The sequence below is a fragment of the Microbacterium sp. SLBN-154 genome (assembly GCF_006715565.1).
GTDB lineage: Bacteria > Actinomycetota > Actinomycetes > Actinomycetales > Microbacteriaceae > Microbacterium.
In genome coordinates this window covers 3556025-3572005 of the sequence record NZ_VFNL01000001.1, presented here as the reverse complement: position 1 = coordinate 3572005, position 15981 = coordinate 3556025, and the positions used below count along the sequence as shown (strand labels likewise).

Below are 15981 nucleotides of genomic sequence, written 5' to 3'. Positions count from 1 at the left end.
GGTCGAGGCGTACGGCGGCGAGCGTGATCGCGTCGACCTCGGGATTCACGGCGATCGCGACGACACGCGGTGACACCGAGACGATCGGCGACGGCCTCCCCACCCGACGGGCGGGGTCGGGTGCGCGCTCGGTCACGAGACCGTGGCGCACGAGCTGACCGACGAGGTCGGCGATCGTCGATCGATTGAGTCGCGTGGCCTCGGTGAGGTGCGCCCGCGAGAGGGGACCGGTGCGATGCAACAGCGTCAGGATCGTCGACAGGTTCCGCTGCCGACCACCGGGCCCGACCAGACTCATCGCTCCAGTGTAGGGAGAAGGGTGCCCCGCGCCCGGACGGACGCGGGGCACCGCGGTGGGGGAGGTGGGTGTCCCGCGCCCGGACGACCGCGGGACACCCCGGGGGAGGTGCGCCTCAGCCCTGCATCCGCTCCCGTCGTCGCTGCACGAGGATCGCGCCGGCGAGAAGGGCCAGCAGGCCCGCGAGGCCCAGGCCGATCGGCAGGCCGCCGCCGGTGGAGGCGAGCGGGTTGCGCGGGTCGTCAGCCGCGCCCCCGTCCGATCCGCCGGACGCCGGAGGCGTGGTCGGCGTGCCGGGCTCGCCGGGTGTGCCCGGCACGGTCGGCGGCGTGGGCTCACCGGGATCGGTGGGCGCGGCGTCGTCCGCGGCGACCAGCTCTCCCACGCCCCAGCGGGCAGTGGACTGGTAGCCGGCGCCCGTGGGGTCGGCCCAGTTGCGGATGCCCGTGCGCGCGCCGTCGGAGGCGTCGTTGACCTGGAAGTCCAGACCGTGGAACGTCCCCTCGCCGCCCGAGTCGAGCAGGCTGATGCGGGCCTCGACGATGTAGCCGCCGTCGACGGTCGACACCTGCGATTCCACGCGGTTCCGCTGGAACGCCTCGTCACCCGTTCCGAACGACACCGCGCCGGCCGCACTGATGCGGATCTGGGTGTCGTCGTAGCGGTAGGAGCCGTTCTTGACGTTGCCGGCGTCGACGTAGATCTCGACCGAGTCCTGGATCCAGGGATCCGAACCGGAGACATCCACCACCGGGTCGGCGACCTCGGCCAGGACGAACAGCGCGTTGTCCTGCCACAGGGTCCGCACCGACGCCGTGGCACCGTCGGTGCCCTCGACCTGGCGGTCGGTGGTCACGGCGTTCGCCGCTGCCCACGCGTCATCCACGGCGCCGTCGACGGTCGGCGTCTCGGAGGCCTCGACGACCTCGACGAACGACAGCGGCTCGACGAGCGTGAGGTTCCCCAGTTCGCCCGCGGTGTTCCATCCGGCCGAGGCGTCGCCGTCGGCGATCCTCACGTCGAAGCGGACCACGTCGCCGAGGTCGGCGTCGCCGAGCGGCAGGGCCGCGACGACGAGGTAGCCGGCCTCGGTCTCGGTGACCGACGCGGACACGTCGCCCCCGCCGTCTCGGCCGACGACGTACTGCTGACCGCCCACGTCGAAGGACACGCTGTCGGCGTCATCCATCGATCCGTCGGTGACTTCGACGTACGCAGTGAGGGTGCCCGGCTCCCAACGCAGCTGGAACGCGCCGCTCTGCTCGATCGGCAGCAGGGGCAGACGCGCCCACTCGGAGGCGGTGGTCGCGGCGTCGTCCACCGGTACCGATCCGCCGAACACGAACGCACTGCGCTGGCGGGCGGGCAGCTCCTCGTCGACGGCGCCGAAGTAGGCGGGCTTGCCCTGGTAGGCGTCGTCGAACAGCAGCGGAGCGCCGTTGGCGGAGCGCCAGCTGCGGCCGTCGGTGAGACCCCACACGGTCACGCTGTAGAGCTCGTCGATGTTCTCGCGGAACACCCGGAAGGCGTCACGGTAGTAGTAGCCCTGCTCGATGAGCAGCGCCTCGCTCACCGGAGTCCCGGTGGTGACGTCGAGCTCGGTGACCACCTGGGTCACCGGCAGATCGGAGAATGTCCGGATCGCCTGCTCCAGCGCCGAGACCGGCATCGCCAGGCTCACGTGGAACTGGTGCCCCACGCCGTCGATCGGCACGCCGCGCTCGAGGAGCCGCTCGACGAGTGCGAGGTAGCGGCCCTGCTTGCCCGACTGCTCGGTGTTGTAGTCATTGATGAACAGGGTCACCGGGCGATCGGTCCCGTCGGCGGCGTAGACGTCGTTGAACGCTTCGTCGGCGTACTGGAACGACAGGTCGATGAACTCCTCGCCGAGGATGCGGTACCACTCGCTGCGACGGAGCCCGTCGGCGTATTCGGAGCCGTCGGAGACGACCTCGTTGACCACGTCCCACGCGTTCAGGGGGTTGGTGCCGCCGAACTCGCCGTACTCGGTGGCCAGCCACTCGGCGACGTTGAAGATGTGCTCGCGGAGGCGATCCCGCAGGATCTGCTTGTCCGCATCGCTCGTCGTCAGCGGCGAGCCGTCGGCTGCCTGGAAGAAGAACGCGGGTGTCTGGCTGTGCCACACCAGCACGTGGCCGTACACGGCCAGGTCGTTGGCCTCGGCGAAGTCCATCAGCGCGACGGCCTCGGGGTTGGCGCGGAACTGGCCGTTCGCGTCGTACCAGGCCTCGGGCTTCATGTAGTTCTCACCCGTGATCTGGTCGAAGTGGCGCAGGAGCAGCTCCGAGGCCACACCCGTCGTCTCCCGGCTGTCGATCGCCACACCCACCGGGACATCCAGCGTGTCCTGAAGCGGAGTGAGGTCCTGGATCTCGCCGGGCTCGGGCACGCTCACCTGGATGTCGTCGAAGTACAGGTCGGACGTGTTCGTGCCGTTGTAGTCGGTCTCGAAGTAGAGCAGACCCGTGTCGAACGCGGCGAGGGGGAAGGATGCCCGCACCTGCGTCCACCCGGAGTTGGTGACGTTCGCGAACTGCGCGAGCGTCGAGAACGTCGTCGCCCCCTGGTAGTCGCGCTGGAGGCTCAGCCACACCGGCCCGGTGGCCTGTCCCTCGCCGAAGCGCACCCAGGCGGTCACCTCGTAGGTGACGTTCGCCTGCAGGCCCGCGATGTCGTGGCCGAACCCCGAGCCCTGCGACGTGCGTCCCGTCAGGGCCGCCGACTGGCTGCCCTGCTGAGCGTCGTCGGTGGTGAGCGACACGGTCGGAGCGCCGCTGCCGCTGTCGCGCGGAACCCAGCCGCCGAGGCTCTCTTCGAAGTCGTTCGAGAGCGCGGTCGGTCCGGTCACCGGCGGGGTGCCGGGGTCGGTGGGCTCGGTGGGCTCGGTGTCGAGCGCCGTGACGACGAGGTCGTCGAGGTAGTAGGTGAAGGTTCCCGACTCCGCGCCCCCGGTGCCGATGTAGAGCTGGAGCTCGGGCAGATTCGCGTCGGCGGGGACGGTGTACTCGCCGCTGATGGTGGTCCAGTCGGCGGCGGTGGCGGTGGTCGGCCCGATCCAGGTGTAGGCGGGCTTCATCACGAAGCGCGCCGACTGGTCAGCGGTTCCCTCGGCGAGCTTGATGCGGGCCGACACGCTGTAGGTCGTTCCTGCCTCGAAGATCCCGGCGGGGCTCTGGATGCCGGTGAAGTCGTCCGCGCGGTCGGAGACCTGCAGGACTCGCGAGCCGTCGAGGTCGATGACCGAGAGGGTGTTCTCACCTCCTCCGCTCGCGATCCAATCGCCGGTCGTGCCGTCTTCGAAGTCGGCCGAGGCGATGACGGTGTCGGCCGCGGAGGCGGCCGACAGGGGGGCGACGATCAATGCTGCGGCTGCCAGGACGGCGGCTGCAGCGGATCGAGCACGATGTCGTCTCACGAATACGCTCCTTTGCGCGGGGGTTTGTCGTGGTCGCAAACCTATGTGCGCGCAGAGCGTCCGAGGGTCTTCCTCATGGAAACGTTACGAAACTCTCCACTTAAGTTTCGAGAGGTGGTGCGGGCGCCGTGCTCTCCCTCACCACGAGGTGGGTGGCCAGGTCCATCCGCAGCGTCTCGGGGTGCCCGCCCGCGCCGAGGCGGAGTGCCAGTCGGGTGGCCTCCTCTCCCATGCGGCGCAGCGGCTGATGCACCGTCGTCAGCTGCGGGCTGAACCAGCGCGCGAGCGCGATGTCGTCGTATCCGACGACGGAGAGATCAGCCGGGACCTCGAGTCCCGCGCCGCGCGCTGCGGCGATGACGCCGATCGCCTGGAGGTCGCTGCCGGCGAAGATCGCCGTGGGCCGGTCGGGGAGTGCGAGGAGTTCCCGGGCCCACGCTTCACCGCCCGAGGGGTGGAAGTCGCCGAAACGCACCCAGCCCGGGTCGACGGGCAGGCCCGCGGCGTTCATCGCCGAGCGATAGCCGTCGAGGCGGGCGTGCGAGCACATCGCATCGGAGGGGCCGGTGATCGCGGCGATCCGTCGGTGCCCGAGCTCGATCAGATGCCGGGTCGCCACCAGGCCTCCCGTCCAGTTCGCCGACCCCACCGCCGGCACATCGGCGGCCGGATCGCCGGACGGGTCGACGATGACGAACGGGATGCCGCGGCGCTTGAGCTTGTCGCGATGGGCGGGCGCGAGGTCGGAGAAGACGAGGACGACGGCGGCCGGGCTTCGGCGCAGGACGCCGTCGATCCACTCGTCGCCGGGGGCATGCCGGTCGCCGCTGAGCGTGAGCACGGTCGACAGTCCCGACGCCGCCGCGACCGTCTCGACCCCGGTGATGAGGTCGGTCGACCAGCTGGGCTCGAGTTCGTGGAGGACGAGCTCGACGTACTCGCCCCGACGGTTGCCGGCGCGGCGGGTGTAGCCGTGCTCGGCCAGAAGCCGCTCGATCCGTGCCCGGGTCGCCGAGGCGACATCCGTCCGGCCGTTGAGGACCTTCGACATCGTCGCGATCGACACCCCGGCTTCCTCGGCCAGCTGCGCCAGCGTGACGCGCGCGCCGCTTGTGCTCATGGCGCGATCATAGGACGCACCCCGCCGGTCTTCCCTCGCCAGCTCGATGTTCACACGCTCTCCTTCGCGGGGCAGGGGGCGACTCAGCCCGCGACGATCGCGGCCGAGATCAGTTCGCGGTCGGTGGGGGTCGCGCTCGACGTCAGGTCGTCGAGCCGCGTGATCCCGGCCGGGAACGCCCCACGGCGAGCCCCGGCCGACCAGTCGCGGATGACGCCGAGCGCGCCGTCCGCCGGGCCCCCGACCTCTCTCTCGGCCGAGAGGACAGGCAGCACCCGCAGTCGCACCTTCGTCGCGGTGTCCACAGCGATCTGGGCGAGACGGTGGGCGATGCGGTCGTTCTCGAAGCGCTCGACGAGCTGACGACGGTAGCCGGCCGTGTCCGCGCCGGGTCCTACGGCGCGTTCCGCCTCGTCCCAGAACCGGTCCAGGGTAGCCCGGCAGGTCGGATCACCCATGGCCTCGGCCACCGTATTGCAGCCCCGGAGCAGGCCCCGGAACGCGAGCGCGAGATGTCCGCCGTTGAGCATCAACAGCTTTCGGCGTTCGAAAGGGGCGATGTCATCGACGAAGCGGGCGCCGGCGTCTTCCCATCGAGGGCGCCCTGCGGGGAAGTCGCCGGCCAGGACCCAGTCAGAGAACGGTTCGGCCACGACAGCGGCCTCGTCGCGGAAGCCGAGAGCGTCTTCGACCGCACGGATGTCGACCGGGGTCGTGTGGGGGGTGATGCGATCGACGCTCGTGGAGACGAACGACACCGGCCATCCTGTGGTGTCCCAGCCGAGCGCGGCGGCGACGTCGGTGATGGTGCGCTCGAGCGTCCGGCCGTTCGCGGGCAGATTGTCGCAGGACACGACGGCGATCGGGCCGGCTCCTCGTGCGGCACGATCGCGCAGCGCGAAGGCCAGCCGCGCCGCGGTCGTGTTCAGACGCGCCGGGCGGCCACCCCGGAGGGCTGCCAGGTCGGCGACGACGTCGGGATGGTCGGTGTCGAGGTATCCGTCGGCTCCGAGGTGGTAGCCGGCCTCGGTGACGGTCAGGGTGACGACCGACGTCGCGGGTGCCGAGACCAGGTCGACGAATCGGTCGAGATCGGCAGAGGCGCGCGCTTCGCTGATGCTGTCGATGATGTGGAAGCGGTCGCCCTCCCGCCCGCGTTCGACCAGGGTGTACACCCCGCCCTGAGCAGCCAGCTGATCAGCGATGCGGGGGCTGCGGCCGGTGAAGCCGGCGATCCCCCAGTCCGCGGCGTCACCGGCGCGGGAGGTGTACCAGGCCTGATGCGTTCGGTGGAAGGCGCCGATGCCGATGTGGACCATCCTGATGGGCGCGGGGCGGCGCGCGCGACCGCTCTCGACGAGCGCATCGCGTGTCAGGCGCGGGGGCGGAGGCGTCGTCATCGGGTGGCCACCGGCTCCGCGGCGAGCTGCGCCACTCGTGCACGCAGCCATTCCGCCTGCCGTACCCAGTGCGCGCCCTCGCCCGCCTCGTGTCCGTTCCAGGCATAGGTGAGCGTCTCGGCGCCGGCCCCCCACTGGTTCGCGGCGGCGAAGACGCCCGAGGGAGGCGCGATGGTGTCCATGAGTGCAGCGCCGAACAATGCCGGGGCTGTCGCCCGGCGAGCGAAGGACACACCGTCGAAGTACGACAGCGTGTCGAAGACCCGCTGGGTCGCGTCGCGGTGCACCGCGAGGTAGCGGGTGAGTTCGGCATGCGGATCGGCGTCGGTGAGTCCGATCACGCGGGGGAGGTCGCACAGGATCGGAACGGTGGGAAGCGCGCCCACGAGTCCCTCGGACAGGCCGGCGGCCGCGATGGCGATCGCCCCGCCCTGGCTGTTCCCTGTCACCGCGACCCGGGACGGATCAACCTCCGGCATCTCGCGGAGGGCGTCGACGGCGCGCACCGCGTCCGCGAAGACCCGTCGGTAGTAGTAGTCGAAGGGGTTGTCGATCCCGCGGGTGAGGAAGCCGGCGGTCGCCGGCCCAGCCCCGTGGGGATCCGCCGTCTGCCCGCCGGTGCCCCACGTCGCCCCCTGCCCTCGCGTGTCGACGATGAGCTGCGCGAACCCGGCGGCGGGCCAGTGGAGCCGCTCGTGAGGCAGGCCGCGCCCTCGGCCGTATCCGACGAACTCCACGACGGCGGGAAGTGGTTCGCGCGCACCGGCGGGAAGGACGAGCCAGGCCCGCACGGGGTCGCCCGCGTAGCCGGAGAAGACGACGTCCTCGACGGTCACGAGATCCAGCGGAGCGGCCGTCGGCGTACGTCGGACGCCGGTGGCCTGCGCCCGGGCATCGGCGATCGTCTCGCGCCAGAAGGAGTCGAAGCCCGGCGGCTCAGGGACGTCGGGACGGTAGGTCCGGAGTTGCGATTCCGGCAGGTCGAAGCGCGCCATTGCAGGGGTTCTCCCATCGTTTCGTGACCCGCCGGGCTCGGCGGCGTCCCTGGAGCAAGATCGAATGAAAACGTTGACATCGATTCTTCCAGAGGTTAGCGTCATCGGGTATCGCACGGGAAGTCGAAAGTTTTCCCGCGAGATCGCAGGCCTCTCTGAGAGATGACCACCCGCAAAGGAGCGCAGTGTCCGTCAACAGCAACGTCGTCCTCGCCGACGCGATCGAGCTGCGCGAAGAAGCCGAGGACCAGCAGCGCAAGACCGACCGCGGCCGGCGATCCCGTCCGCCCAGGCAGCGCCGGACCTGGCGCAAAGCGCTGAAGCGCGACTGGCGCCTCTACTCGCTGCTGGTTCTCCCCATCATCTTCCTGCTGATCTTCCGGTATGTGCCGATGGCGGGGAATGTCATCGCCTTCCGCCGCTTCCGCCCCGGCGGGAGCATGTTCGGTGACGAGTGGGTCGGACTGCGTTACGTGGAGCTGTTCATCAACGACCCGACCTTCTGGCGGGCGTTCTGGAACACGGTGATCCTGGGCGGGTTGACGCTCGCGATCGTGTTCCCGCTGCCGATCATCCTCGCTCTGATGTTCAATGAGCTGCGTTCGCGGCGCTTCAAGCGCATCGCGCAGTCCATCTCCTACCTGCCCCACTTCATGTCGATCGTCATCGTCGCCGGCATGGTGCTCCAGCTCACCGCGCTCCGCGGCTCCATCAACCAGGGGATCCAGTTCTTCGGGGGCGAAGCCATCCCCTTCATGCAGTTGCCCGAATGGTTCCGCTCCATATACGTCAGCTCGGAGATCTGGCAGACCGTCGGTTGGGGCACGATCCTCTACCTCGCGGCCCTCACGACCATCGATCCGCAGCTCTATGAGGCCGCACGCATCGACGGGGCCAACCGCTGGCGCCAGATCTGGCACGTCACGCTACCGGGCATCCGACCCACGATGATCGTCCTGCTCATCCTCAACATCGGCACATTCATGGCCGTCGGGTTCGAGAAGGTGCTGCTGTTGTACAACCCACTGCTGTACCCGACAGCCGACGTCATATCCACGTACCTGTATCGGGTCGGCATCATCTCGAGCAACTTCTCGTATGCCACGGCGATCGGCCTGTTCGAGGCGCTCATCGGCCTGACCCTGATTCTTTCCGCCAATGCGATCTCGCGCCGAGCAGTGGGGACGAGCCTGTGGTGACCACCAGTATCCGCACGCCGGTCCGCCGCCGTGCCGACAGGATCTTCCGGCCGTCGACGCAGGGGGGGATCAAGGACTCCCGCAGCTACACGGTGTTCCGGGTGATCAACGCCGTCCTCATCGTGGCGATCTGCTTCATCACCCTGTACCCCTTCCTGAACGTCGTCGCCCAGGCGTTCAGCTCCGAGGCGTACATCAACTCCGGACAGGTGAATCTCATCCCCATGGGGTTCAACGTCACCACGTTCGGGTATGTCATGAGCGACCCGCTGTTCTGGCGGAACTACGGCAATACGGTGGTCTATACGGTCGTGGCGACCGCCATCGCGATGGTGCTCACGACGTCGTTCGCCTACGCGCTGTCGAAACGGCACCTCAAGGGGCGGGCCTTCTTCATCGGCATCGCCGTGTTCACGATGTTCTTCAACGGCGGGCTCATTCCGAACTACATCCTGATCAACACCCTGGGGTTCAAGAACACCATCTGGGCGATCGTGATCCCGAACGCGATCAGCATCTTCAACCTCCTGGTGATGAAGGCTTTTTTCGAGAACTTCCCCGAGGACCTCGAAGAGGCCGCGGCGATCGACGGGCTGACGACGTACGGCATCCTGCTGCGCATCGTCCTTCCGCTGAGCAAGGCCGTCATCGCCACGATGGTGCTCTTCTACGCCGTCTCGTTCTGGAATTCGTGGTTCACCGCCTTCCTCTACCTCGATCAATCCGAGCTGTATCCGGTGACGGTGTACCTGCGGAACCTGCTGGCCGCTGCCACGGGCGGCGAGTCCCTCGGAGCGGGCATGGGCTCCGGTGAATCGGCGCAGGTCGCCGCGAACGTCAAGGCGGTGACGATGCTGCTCACGGTGCTGCCGATCGTCTGTCTCTATCCCTTCATCCAGAAGTACTTCGTCTCCGGCGTCATGCTCGGCTCCGTCAAGCAGTGACCCGAAGACACCCGATCCACACCCCCAGAAAGGAATCCCGATGACACAGCAGATTCGACCGAAGAGAAGCGCGCGACGCGGCGCGATGCTCGCCGGTGCGCTGCTCACCGCCGGCGCCCTGGTACTGACCGGCTGCGGCGCCTCCGACGACGGTGGCAGCGCCGAAGGCGGCGAGTTCGACTTCACCGGCAAGGATGTCGGGGCGATGGAGGACTACGGGGTGGGGGACACGTTCTCCGCGACCGAGCCCGTCGAGTTCGGCCTGTTCTACCGCGATCACCCGAACTACCCGATCGACGACAACTGGCTGCTGTTCGAAGAGCTCGAGGCGAACCAGAACGTCACCTTCGACATCGTCAGCGCTCCCCTGTCTGAGTGGGATCAGCGCAAGTCCCTCGTGATCGGCGCGGGCGACGCCCCCGACATCGTCTCGGTGACCTACCCGGGCCAGGAAGTCTCATTCGTGGCGGGTGGGGCGATCCTCCCCGCAAGCGACTTCGTCCAGTACATGCCGAACTACATGGACAAGGTCGAGAAGTGGGGGATGGAGCCCGACCTCAACGCCCTGCGCCAGGAGGACGGCAAGTACTACCTCTTCCCGGGCTTCCGTGAGGAGCCGCGGCCCGAATACTCCTACGCCGTGCGCACCGACATCTGGGAGGAGCTGGGCCTCAGCCTCGAGCCCGAGTCGTTCGAGGAGTTCGCCGAACAGCTCCGCACGGTCAAAGAGGCCTATCCCGACCTGTACCCGATGACCGACCGGTGGTCGGCCAATGGACCGATCGAGGGGACGCTCGGCTTCGTGTCGCCGAACTTCGGCACCACCGGAGGATGGGGCTTCGGCCAGGGTCTGTGGTGGAACGGCGAGGAATTCGAATACGCCGGGGCCAGTGACGGATATCGCGACATGGTCGAGTATTACGCGATGCTCGTGGAGGAGGGACTGCTCGACCCCGAGGCCATCACTCAGGACGACGACCAGGCTCTCCAGAAGTTCGCGTCGGGTCAGGCGCTGGCGATGGGGACGAACGATCAGGAGATCGTCCGATACCGTTCCACGATCGAGGAGCTCGGCACGGATGCCGAGATCGGCATGATCCGCGTTCCCGCGGGACCGGCCGGTGACAACTTCCAGTCGGGCCAGCGGCTCGTGAGCGGCTTCATGCTCTCGTCCGATGCCGCGGAGTCGGAGAACTTCCTGGCGATGCTGCAGTTCCTCGACTGGCTGTACTACTCCGACGAGGGGCTCGAGTTCGCCAAGTGGGGTGTCGAAGGCGTGACCTACGACAAGGACGGTGAGGATACCTGGGTGCTCAACGAGAACATCACGGCGATGGGTCTGAACCCGGACGCCCCGGAGAACCTGCAGGCTGACTACGGATTCTCCAACGGCGTGTTCACCCTCGTGCACGGATCGACCGTCGCCCTCGACCGGTCGATGCTCCGGCCCGAAGCGCTGGAGTTCGTCGAGTCGATGTCGTCGAAGGACGTCCTCGAGCTGCCGCCGCCGGCCCCGCTGAACGAGATCGAGCGCGAGCAGGTCTCTCTCTACCAGTCCTCACTGAAGGATCACGTCTGGCAGAACACCTCGGCCTTCATCCTCGGCCAGCGGTCGATGGACGAGTGGGACGACTACGTCGCCGAGCTCGAGGGCATGAACATGCCCGCGTACCTCGACATCGTCAACGCGGCGCAGGAGCGCTACGCCGAAAGCAACTGATCCGCCGGCAACGGCCTCGCGTCCGCTCGGGCGCGGGGCCGTTGCCGTCGACGGAGGAGAAAGTGACCATGACACTCCCCACCCTGAGCAAGATCCCCTACGGCGGCGACTACAACCCCGAGCAGTGGGGCGAAGAGGTGTGGGACGAAGACCACCGGGCCTTCGACCTCGCCGGCATCGATCTCCTCACTGTCGGTGTCTTCTCGTGGTCCCGTACCCAACCCGACGAAAAGACCTACGACTTCTCCATGCTGGATCGGATCATCGACCGGGCCCACGCCGAGGGCCGGAAGGTGTGCCTGGCGACGGGCACCGCCGCGGTGCCGCCCTGGCTGGCGACGGCGTACCCCGATGTGTGTCGCGTCGACTTCGAGGGACGCCGCCACGTATACGGCGTGCGTCATAACGCTTGCGTCAGTTCACGGAACTACCGCCGGCTCGCGACCGCGATGGCGGCCCGGGTCGCAGAGAGGTATGCCGATCACCCCGCGGTCGTGGCGTGGCATATCAACAACGAGTACGGCGGGCTCTGCTACTGCGATCTGTGCGCAGGAGAGTTCCGTCTGTGGCTGCGAGCCCGGTACGGGACGCTCGACCGGCTGAACGATGCATGGAACGCGGACTTCTGGTCACACCGGTTCACGGACTGGGACCAGATCGTGCCGCCGAACATCCTGTCGGAACATTGGAAGAGTCCCGATCACACCGCGTTCCAGGGCATCACCCTCGACTATCACCGGTTCAACACCGACAACATCCTGCGCTCCTTCCGCGAGGAAAAGGCGGCGATCCGCGCCCACTCGGATCTGCCCGCGACGACGAACATGATGGCGATCTACCGTCATCTCGACTACCACCGGTGGGCGGATGACCTCGACTTCGCCTCGTGGGACAACTACCCCACCGACGGGTCGCCGGTCTCGCGGCAGGCTCTCAGCCACGGGCTCATGAGAGGCATCAAGGGCGGGCAGCCCTTCTGGCTCATGGAGCAGACACCGACCATGACGTCCACGCGCGACTACAACCCCGTCAAGCGTCCCGGTCAGATGAGACTCTGGTCGTGGCAGGCGGTCGCCCATGGTTCGGATTCTGTGCTGTTCTTCCAGATGCGCCACAGCAAGGGGGCCTCGGAGAAGTATCACGGTGCGGTGCTGAACCACGCCGGTCGCACCGACACCCGCGCGTTCCGCGAGGTCGCCGATCTCGGCGCCGAGCTCGCGGCGATCGGAGACCGGCTGCTCGGGTCACGGACGCCTGCCCGGGTCGCCGTGCTCTTCGACTGGGACTCGTGGTGGGCTCTCGAGATCTCCGACGGCCCGAGCCGATTCGTCCGGTACGAGAAGCAGATGGTCCTCTATCACGAGGCCCTGTGGCAGGCAGGAGCAGTGCTCGACGTCGTTCCGGTGTCCGCCGACCTGTCCGCGTACGACGTCGTCGTCGCGCCCTTCCTCCACATGGTGAAGGGCGATACGGCGGCTCGCCTGGAGGCGGTCGTGCGACGCGGTGGCACGGTCGTGACCACCGTGCTGTCGGGGCGGGTGGACGAGGACGACAACGCCTTCCTCTCCGATGTCCCCGGCCCCCTCGGCCCGGTCGTCGGGGTGCGGGTCGACGAGACCGATTCGCTGCCGCCGACGCAGACGAACACCGTGGTGCTCTCGCACGGCGACGAGCCGGAGGTGCGCAGTGAGGCGTCTCTCGTCTTCGATCTGGTCATCCCTCAAGGTGCCGAGCCGATCGGGTCCTACACGCAGGACTTCTATGCGGGCACCCCGGCCGTCACCCGGAACCGGATCGGCGACGGCTCAGCCTGGTACGTCGGGACGTGCCTCGATCAGCGCGGGGTCGACTGGGTCATCCGGCGTGCGCTCAGCGAGCAGGGGCTTCTCGGCCCCTTCGCCGACATACCCGATCTCGAGCACACGACGCGAGAGATCGACGGACGTCGCTACGAGTTCGTGCTCAACCACAGCGGTGCCGAGGTGGACGTGGCTTCACCGTTCCAAGGGACCGATGTGCTCACCGGCGCCGTCGTCTCCGTCGGTGCACCGCTGCGCCTGGGAGTCAACGGCGTTGCCGTGATCGAGGTCGACTGATGGCCGATCCGACGAGCCCCGGCAGGATGGAGCGCGTGAACCCATCCGCGTCTTCCCCCGACCCGCGCCAGGGCGCATTCTGGCGCGCGACGACGGTCGTCTACTGGTACGTCGTCGTGGAGGGCTGCTTCCTCCTCGCCGCCGCTCCGGGGTTCGCAGGGATCCTCCTGCTGGAGCGGGATGCGAGCAACATCCCGCTGTACGCCCTGTGTCTTCTGCCGCTCGGCCCCGCGTTCTCGGCGGCGGTGTCGACGATGGCGGCCCGGATGACGGCGGAGGAGCCGAACGTCTGGCCGAGGTTCTGGCGGGCGTACGCGCGCAACCTCGGCGATGTGCTCTGGGTCTGGGTCCCCGCGCTCGCGATCGCCACCGTGCTCGGGACGACCGTGGCCTTCGGCGCGGCCGCCGGCGTCGACCTCTTCTTCACCGGCGCCGCGATCGTGCTCCTCGTCGTCGTGGCGCTGTGGGCGTCGCACGCCCTCATGATCGCGTCGTTCTTCCGATTCCGGGCGCGCGACATCGCACGGCTCGCCTTGTACTACCTGGCCGCCAAGCCGCTCGTGACACTCGGCTCGGCGTCGTACCTGGTGCTGGCGACAGCAGTCGTGGCGTTCGGGTCCGATTGGATGCTGGCGCTCACCGCGGTCGTCTTCGCGGCGTTCGCGGGCGCAAACGCCCGGCCGATGGTCGCCGACGTCACGCAGCGGTTCACCGCGGACGACGGCTGACCCCCGTGCCGGCTCCGAAGAGCCGGCACGGGGAGGGCTGTCAGTAGATCGTGCGCCCGGCCTCGTCGGCGATGCCCGACTTCCGCCAGAAGTACGTGTTGATCTGGTCGCGCCACTCGATCGCCGACCTCCGCTGCTCGGCGAGGCGTTCTCCGACGCGGCGGTGCAGATCGGACGGAACCCGGCCCTCGAGCTCGTCCCAGGTCACGGCCATCTCGTCGACCCGCTCGACGCCCGCGAAGTGAGTGTCGTAGATGTGCTGGATCACCGTCGACCCGCTGTGGAGGCGATGGGTGTACGGCACGTGGTGGAAGAAGAGGATCAGCTCGTCCGGCACGGTGTCGACAGACTCGTAGCGGCTCGCCCACGGTTCGGAGTACTGACCGGTGAAGCCGGTCCCGGTCTTCACGGTCCGGTCGACGCCCACGCCATCGCGATCGGCGAAGTGGTAGGTGCCCCAGGCGGAGTACTCGTAGCCGTCGACATCGGGGCCGTAGTGGCGGTTCAGCGGGCTGACCATGAAGCAGACCCCGAGCGGCGCCGTGTACATCTCATAGGTCCGCCACGAATCATCCAGGATCGAGCGGATGCCGCGGCGCACCTGGTCGTCGGCTCCGAACGTCAGCGCGATCCACTCGTCCAGGATCGTTCCCGGGTCGAGTGTCGGATCCCAGGCCAGACGCCCGTAGGCGTAGAGGTTCGCCTGCGCCAGGGGGTGGCCGGTCCAGAAGTCATCGGACCCGACGTTCGAGACGGCTGCGATTCCGCCCTGCACCGCCTCGGCGAGGGTGGCGTCGTCCCCCGTCGGCCGGAACGCGAGGATCTCGCTCCACTGCGGTCCGAGATACACCGCGTGCTGCTGCTGGCCGGTGTACTCCTGAGTGACCTGCAGCTCCAGCGCGACGCGGGTGCGCGTCATCCCGGGGATGACCGGTGAGATCGGCTCCCGCACCTGGAAGTCGAGGGGACCGTATTTCACCTGCAGGATGACGTTGTCGTCGAATCGGCCGTCGAGGGGAACGAAGGTGTCGTAGGCGGCGCGCGCTCGGTCGGTGGTGCGGTCGCGCCAGTCCTGGCGATGGTTGTAGACGAACGCGCGCCAGTGCACGAGGCCCTCGAAGGGGGCGACCGCCCGCGCGAGCATGTTCGCGCCGTCGGCGTGGTCGCGACCGTACGCGTACGGTCCCGGCTGCCCCTCCGAATCGGCCTTCACCAGAAAACCGCCGAAGTCGGGGATGCGGGTGAAGACGCGGGCCGCGGCATCCCTCCACCATCTCTGTACCGCCGGCTCGAGCGGATCGGAGGTGTCCAGTTCTCCCAGCGTCAGTGGCGAGGCGAAGTTGATCGACAGGTGGGTGCGAATCCCCCAGGAGCGGAAGATCGCCGCCAGACGCTCGACCGTGCCGAGGTCGTCGGTGAGGAGGCGCGCCTCCCGGGGCCCGACGTTGACGTTGTTGATCGTGACGCGGTTGATGCCGATGGATGCCAGGAGCCGGGCGTACGCACCCACGCGCGACAGGTCCTCACGGAGACGGCCGTCGTCGTAGAAGATCGATCCGCCAGCGTAGCCGCGCTCCACCTGGCCCATGTGGGGATGGACCGCGACGTTGTCCCAATGGTCGAGCATCCGCAGCTCATGCAGCGGTTCCTGAGTGGACGCCAGCTCGCCACCCCCGCGAGCCAGGTGGCGCAGATGGTGGAACCACCCGTAGAGGGCGCCGTTCGGACCGCCGTAGGCGATCACGGTCCGACCTTCGCGGACACGGTGGAAGAAGGCTTCCGGGCCGAGCCCCTCGGGTGCGTCTTCGACCACGTCGAACGGAGCGATGAGAAGGTCGGCGTCAGCGCGGACCTCGCTCATCCCGGCCCGCGCGACCTCGGCACGGAGCGTGTCGAGCACCGCTCCCTCGCCGAGGACGGTCACCGTGCGGTCTCGGAGTTCGCCGGTGACGGCCTCGGGCAGCCACATGGGGTGCCCGTCGGCAACGGCTTCGGAGTGCGGTGCGGGGATGGTCATTGCTTCCTCGATCTGATCAGGGATGGAT

The 15981-nt window shown here is 68.2% G+C and carries 11 protein-coding genes; 5 read left to right on the top strand and 6 right to left on the bottom strand.

The window, feature by feature from the left end:
- The 5 genes from FBY40_RS17225 to FBY40_RS17205 all read right to left on the bottom strand — a co-directional run.
- Positions 1-298, bottom strand: a 298-nt coding sequence (locus FBY40_RS17225; RefSeq protein WP_141939938.1) for a MarR family transcriptional regulator, incomplete at its 3' end; no start/stop codon positions are given.
- A 115-nt stretch (positions 299-413) separates the two neighbouring features.
- Positions 414-3734, bottom strand: coding sequence for an endo-1,4-beta-xylanase (locus FBY40_RS17220; protein WP_141939937.1), 3321 nt, complete (start codon positions 3732-3734; stop codon positions 414-416).
- A 100-nt stretch (positions 3735-3834) separates the two neighbouring features.
- Positions 3835-4854 (bottom strand): LacI family DNA-binding transcriptional regulator, encoded by a 1020-nt coding sequence (locus FBY40_RS17215; RefSeq protein ID WP_141939936.1) that lies wholly within the window; start codon positions 4852-4854, stop codon positions 3835-3837.
- An 83-nt stretch (positions 4855-4937) separates the two neighbouring features.
- Positions 4938-6254 (bottom strand): mannitol dehydrogenase family protein, encoded by a 1317-nt coding sequence (locus tag FBY40_RS17210; RefSeq protein WP_160141436.1) that lies wholly within the window; start codon positions 6252-6254, stop codon positions 4938-4940.
- Positions 6251-7249 (bottom strand): acetylxylan esterase, encoded by a 999-nt coding sequence (locus FBY40_RS17205; RefSeq protein WP_141939934.1) that lies wholly within the window; start codon positions 7247-7249, stop codon positions 6251-6253. Before FBY40_RS17205 ends, FBY40_RS17210 begins: the two co-directional genes overlap by 4 nt.
- 221 nt (positions 7250-7470) lie before the next feature.
- On the opposite strand from FBY40_RS17205, the gene FBY40_RS17200 reads away from it, so the two are divergent.
- The 5 genes from FBY40_RS17200 (at position 7471) to FBY40_RS17180 (ending at position 13936) form a co-directional block, all read left to right on the top strand.
- On the top strand, positions 7471-8448 hold the full coding sequence (locus FBY40_RS17200; protein ID WP_141940264.1) for an ABC transporter permease subunit: 978 nt from the start codon (positions 7471-7473) through the stop codon (positions 8446-8448).
- 41 nt (positions 8449-8489) lie between these two features.
- Positions 8490-9392 carry a carbohydrate ABC transporter permease gene (locus tag FBY40_RS17195; RefSeq protein ID WP_235015148.1) on the top strand — a complete coding sequence of 301 codons (903 nt, stop codon included), beginning with the start codon at positions 8490-8492 and terminating at the stop codon, positions 9390-9392.
- Positions 9393-9432: 40 nt separating this feature from the next.
- A complete protein-coding gene (locus FBY40_RS17190; RefSeq protein WP_235015016.1) occupies positions 9433-11112 on the top strand; it encodes an ABC transporter substrate-binding protein in 1680 nt (559 codons plus the stop codon).
- A gap of 68 nt (positions 11113-11180) precedes the next feature.
- Entirely contained in the window at positions 11181-13208 is a 2028-nt protein-coding gene (locus tag FBY40_RS17185; RefSeq protein ID WP_141939933.1) for a beta-galactosidase, read from the top strand.
- Positions 13208-13936, top strand: coding sequence for a DUF624 domain-containing protein (locus FBY40_RS17180; RefSeq protein WP_141939932.1), 729 nt, complete (start codon positions 13208-13210; stop codon positions 13934-13936). The genes FBY40_RS17185 and FBY40_RS17180 overlap by 1 nt, the downstream gene beginning before the upstream one ends.
- A 40-nt stretch (positions 13937-13976) precedes the next feature.
- Here FBY40_RS17180 and FBY40_RS17175 read toward each other — a convergent pair whose 3' ends face one another.
- On the bottom strand, positions 13977-15953 hold the full coding sequence (locus FBY40_RS17175; RefSeq protein WP_141939931.1) for an alpha-glucuronidase: 1977 nt from the start codon (positions 15951-15953) through the stop codon (positions 13977-13979).
- Positions 15954-15981: the final 28 nt, after the last annotated feature.

Coding starts and splice junctions, on each gene's coding strand:
- FBY40_RS17205 (WP_141939934.1), bottom strand. CDS start 7,249: ATGGCGCGCTTCGACCTGCCGGAATCGCAACTCCGGACCTACCGTCCC.
- FBY40_RS17175 (WP_141939931.1), bottom strand. CDS start 15,953: ATGACCATCCCCGCACCGCACTCCGAAGCCGTTGCCGACGGGCACCCC.
- FBY40_RS17215 (WP_141939936.1), bottom strand. CDS start 4,854: ATGAGCACAAGCGGCGCGCGCGTCACGCTGGCGCAGCTGGCCGAGGAA.
- FBY40_RS17210 (WP_160141436.1), bottom strand. CDS start 6,254: ATGACGACGCCTCCGCCCCCGCGCCTGACACGCGATGCGCTCGTCGAG.
- FBY40_RS17190 (WP_235015016.1), top strand. CDS start 9,433: ATGACACAGCAGATTCGACCGAAGAGAAGCGCGCGACGCGGCGCGATG.
- FBY40_RS17185 (WP_141939933.1), top strand. CDS start 11,181: ATGACACTCCCCACCCTGAGCAAGATCCCCTACGGCGGCGACTACAAC.
- FBY40_RS17180 (WP_141939932.1), top strand. CDS start 13,208: ATGGCCGATCCGACGAGCCCCGGCAGGATGGAGCGCGTGAACCCATCC.